The following is a 4,278-nucleotide window of genomic DNA, read 5'->3' as shown; positions in this document are numbered from 1 at the left end:
GGCCTGCACCGCCAGCCGTCCCGCGACCTGCGACATGGGCGCGAGCAGGGGCAGGCCGCCGCCCGCGTCGGTCACCGTCTCATAGGCGATGCAGACGGCGCCGCTGGCGACCAGGTCCTTCGTCTGTTCCGGGTCGGGCGCGAGGTGGAGGTAGGTGAAGAGGATCTGGCCCGGGCGCAGCATCGCCCGCTCCGCGCTCTGCGGCTCCTTCACCTTCACGATCATGTCGGCCGTGGCGAAGATCGGGGCGGGGGTCGCCGCGATCTCGGCGCCGGCGGCGCGATAATCGTCGTCGCTCGCCCCGATGCCGATGCCGGCGCCGGTCTCCACCGTCACCTGATGGCCATGAGCGGTGAATTCCTGAACGCTGCCGGGCACGAGACCGACACGGAATTCGTTGTTCTTGATTTCCCGGGGGACACCGATCCGCATCCGCGTTGCTCCGCCTGCTGTGTCGATCGCGACATTCTACGGCGCAAGGGCTGCAATGTGCGTGCAATGCTTGCGCAAGCCAGCGGAAGACATGCACAGTTTCGTCGTTGTTTTGCCCTTTGGCGATGGAATCGCGCGCATGGCCGAACTGGACCGCATGGATCTGGCGATCCTCGATGCCTTGCGCCGCGACGGCCGGGTAACGGCGACCGACCTCGGCGCCCGCATCGGCCTCTCCGCCTCGGCCTGTTCCCGGCGCCTGCGCCGGCTGGAGGAGGAGGGCGTGATCCTCGGTTACGGCGCCCAGATCAACGAGGCGGCGCTGGGCCGGGGCCTGTCGGCCATCGTCTTCGTCACCCTGCGCAGCCAGACCGAGGAAAGCCTGTCCGCCTTCGAGAAGGCGGTGCGGACCTGCGCCAATGTGGCCGAGGGGTTTCTGCTGTCCGGGCAATATGACTATGCCCTGCGCGTCGTCGCCCGCGATGTCGCCGACTACGAACGCATCCACAAGGAACAGCTCTCGCGCCTGCCCCATGTCGACCGGATGCAATCGAATTTCGCCCTGCGCAAGGTGGCGGGCTGAGGGGATTGATCCTCGTCAATGCGATATTGCCCATCCATGGGAAAAGTTGACACAGGCGTCACCTTCTGGCGCCATGGTGGCAGGCGCCAGTCATAGGCGCCGCTCATAACAAACGGGAGGGCCATCTCATGGCTTTGGCAGCACGTGTTCCGGCGCCGGAAAGCGCCGCGGCGGAGCATTTCGACGTCGTCATCGTGGGCGCGGGGATCTCGGGGGTAGGCGGCGCCTATCACCTGAAGCAGCAATGCCCCGGCACCAGCTTCGTCGTCCTCGAGACGAAGGACACTTTCGGCGGCACCTGGGTCACCCATAAGTACCCCGGCATCCGCTCGGACAGCGATCTCTATACTTTCGGTTATCGCTTCAAGCCCTGGACCGGCGCCCCCATCGCGACGGCGGCCGAAATCCTGACCTACATGGGCGAGGTGATCGAGGATAATGCCCTCGACCAGCACATCCGCTATGGCCACAAGATCGAAGCCGCGTCCTGGTCGGGCGAGGATGCGCTGTGGACCCTGAGCGTGCGCCGCGCCGACACGGGCGAGACCTTCCAGATCACGACGAATTTCCTCTGGATGTGCCAGGGCTATTACAATCACGACAAGGGTTACACGCCGGAATGGCCGGGCATGGCATCTTACAAGGGCCAGATCATCCATCCCCAGACCTGGCCGCGGGATCTCGACTACAAGGGCAAGAATGTCCTCGTCATCGGCTCGGGCGCGACGGCGGCGACGCTGGTTCCGGCCATTGCCGGTGATTGCGCGCATGTAACCCTTTTGCAGCGCTCGCCGACCTATTTCATCCCGGCGCAGAACATCAACGAACTCGCCGACATGCTGCGCGCCCTCGAGGTGGACGAGACCTGGATCCACGAGATCACCCGGCGCAAGGTCCTGCATGACCAGGCCGAATTCACCCGCCGCGCGATGGAGGAATCCGAGGCGGTGACGCAGGAGTTGCTGGCCGGCGTCCGCGCCTTCCTCGACGAGGATACGGTGGTCCGCCACTTCACGCCGCGCTACCGGCCGTGGCGCCAGCGCATCGCCTTCGTGCCCGATGGCGACCTGTTCCAGGGCGTCGCCAGCGGCAAGGCCTCCGTCGTCACCGACGAGATCGAGAGTTTCACCGAAAAGGGCGTGCGCCTGAAATCGGGTCAGGCGATCGAGGCCGACATCATCGTGACCGCGACCGGTTTCAACCTGAATGTCCTCGGCGACATCGCCTTCACCATCGACGACAAGCCGCTCGAATTCTCCAACACCGTCACCTATCGCGGCATGATGTTCACCGGCGTGCCCAACCTGGTCTGGGTCTTCGGCTATTTCCGCGCCAGCTGGACCCTGCGCGCCGACATGGTCGGCGATTTCGTCTGCCGCCTGCTGAACCACATGAAGGCGAAGGGCGCCAGCCGCGTCGAGGTCCGGCTGCGGCCCGAAGACAAGGACATGCCCCTGCTGCCCTTCATCGACGAGGAGAATTTCAATCCGGGCTATCTGCTGCGCGGCATGCATCTGCTGCCGAAACGCGGCGACAAGCCGGAATGGCAGCACACCCAGGATTACTGGCGCGAACGCAAGGAGTTGCCGGCGATCGACTTGGACGATCCGGCCTTCGTCTACGGCTGAGGGGCGCTCAATCCGGGTCGAGGTTCCGGCCTTCGCCGGAGAGACGAGTGTGAAGCTCTGAGCTTCCAAGGCGTCATCCCGGCGAAGGCCGGGATCTCGATCCGGAAGAGGCTCTTTCGGTTACACCAGCGCGGGCGCGAGGCGGAGCGCGTCGATATCGGGCGGGGGCAGGGCGAAATCCGCCTCGCCCGCGATCGCGGCTTCGAGCGCGAGGGCGATTTCCAGCACCTTGCGGTCGCTGCCCGAGGGGCCGACGACCTGCAGGCCGAAGGGCAGGCCTTGCGCGTCCTGACCGCAGGGGATGGCGCAGACCACCCCTTGCGCCATGGTGATGCCCCAGGTCAGGGCCAGCCAGGTCATATAGGTGGTCATGGTCCTGCCCTCGACCGCCGCCGGATACCACAGCTGGTGGGGGAAGGCGGGGACAGACGTGGCGGGGCAGATCAGCACGTCGAAATCGCGGAAGAAGCGGTTGAAGGCGCGGTAATGCCGCGTCTGTTTCGCGAAGGCGCGGGCGATCCGCTCGACATCCAGCGAAAGGCCGCGCTCCGTATTGTCCCGCGTGTTGGGGCCGAGGCGATCCGGCGTCGCCTTCAGAACGGCACCATAGCTGGAGACCATGAACAGGCCGCGCAGGGTCTCGAACACCTCCTCGGCGTCCTGCATGGGCGGGGCGGCTTCGCTGCTTTCCGCGAAACGCGGGGCGAGGCGGGCGATCCGCTGGCGGAACGTGCCGCGTATCCCGGGATCGACGGCGGCGAAGCCGAGATCGCCCGAAAAGGCGAGGCGAAGGCGCGACAGGTCGGCGGGCCGCAGGGGCGCGACCAGCGCGGGATCGACAGGCTTCGAGAAGGGATCGGCCGGGTCGTGGAAGACCATGGCGGTCAGCAGCAGATGGGCGTCGGCGACGTTTCGCGCCATCGGCCCTTCGACCGGGAAGGGCGACAGGCCGACGACGCGGGTCTCCTCCGGGATGAGGCCGGCGCTGGGCCGGAAGCCGACGACGCCGCAAAAGGCCGCGGGTGTGCGCAGGCTGCCGCCGAAGTCGGAGCCGGTCGCCAGCGGCACCATGCCGGTCGCGAGCGAAACCGCCGCCCCGCCGGAAGAGCCGCCGCAGGTCAACTGGGGATCATAGGGGTTACCCGTCGGGCCGAAGACGTCGTTGCGTGTATTGCCGCCCGAGCCATATTCCGGCGTGTTGGTCTTGCCGATCACGATGCCGCCCGCCGCCCGGATAGCGGCGACGACACCTTCATCCTCGGCCGGGATATGACGGGCGTAGAGCACGCTGCCCCAGGTGGTGGGGATGCCCCTGGTCGCGTTCAGGTCCTTGATCGCCACGGGCAGGCCGTGCAGCGGGCCGTTGTCGTCGCCGATGCCGGCTTCGGCCTGCCGGGCCGCCGCCCGCGCTTCGTCGAAGGCGCGGGTGACCATGGCGTTCACCGCGTGATCGACCGCCTCGATCCGCTCGATCGAGGCTTCCAGCAGCTCGACCGGCGAGACCTCGCGCCGCCCGATCAGGCGGCGGAGATCCGTGGCCGAGAGGCGGCAGAGGTCGGCCATTCAGCCCTCAGGCGTGTTTTTTCTTGAACTTGCGCGGCGGGGCGCCGGCTTCGCGCGGGGGCGGGGCGCCGC

The 4,278-nt window shown here is 67.0% G+C and carries 4 protein-coding genes; 2 read left to right on the top strand and 2 right to left on the bottom strand.

Features of this window, described 5'->3' with window-relative positions; translation table 11 throughout:
* Positions 1-432 (bottom strand): alanine dehydrogenase (locus WAZ62_RS12610; RefSeq protein WP_422643898.1); only part of this gene is annotated, 432 nt, incomplete at its 3' end.
* 139 nt (positions 433-571) lie between these two features.
* On the opposite strand from WAZ62_RS12610, the gene WAZ62_RS12605 reads away from it, so the two are divergent.
* Positions 572-1,015, top strand: a complete 444-nt coding sequence (locus WAZ62_RS12605) for an Lrp/AsnC family transcriptional regulator (protein WP_422643897.1) — start codon at positions 572-574, stop codon at positions 1,013-1,015.
* A gap of 128 nt (positions 1,016-1,143) precedes the next feature.
* The gene (locus WAZ62_RS12600; protein WP_422643896.1) at positions 1,144-2,643 is read left to right on the top strand and encodes a flavin-containing monooxygenase; all 1,500 of its coding nucleotides are present in this window, start codon (positions 1,144-1,146) and stop codon (positions 2,641-2,643) included.
* Between the two features lie 120 nt (positions 2,644-2,763).
* Here the strand turns inward: WAZ62_RS12600 and WAZ62_RS12595 are convergent, their stop codons facing one another.
* Positions 2,764-4,206 carry an amidase gene (locus WAZ62_RS12595; protein ID WP_422643895.1) on the bottom strand — a complete coding sequence of 481 codons (1,443 nt, stop codon included), beginning with the start codon at positions 4,204-4,206 and terminating at the stop codon, positions 2,764-2,766.
* Between the last annotated feature and the right edge of the window lie 72 nt (positions 4,207-4,278).

The sequence above is a fragment of the Zavarzinia sp. genome (genome assembly GCF_049306435.1).
Classification (GTDB): Bacteria; Pseudomonadota; Alphaproteobacteria; order Zavarziniales; family Zavarziniaceae; genus Zavarzinia.
The sequence above is the reverse complement of the archived record's forward strand: the minus strand, read 5'-3'. Positions and strand labels throughout refer to the sequence as shown.

Bases quoted from the DNA above. Each gene is read 5' to 3' on its own strand.
- WAZ62_RS12600 (WP_422643896.1), top strand. From the start codon at position 1,144: ATGGCTTTGGCAGCACGTGTTCCGGCGCCGGAAAGCGCCGCGGCGGAG.
- WAZ62_RS12595 (WP_422643895.1), bottom strand. From the start codon at position 4,206: ATGGCCGACCTCTGCCGCCTCTCGGCCACGGATCTCCGCCGCCTGATC.
- WAZ62_RS12605 (WP_422643897.1), top strand. From the start codon at position 572: ATGGCCGAACTGGACCGCATGGATCTGGCGATCCTCGATGCCTTGCGC.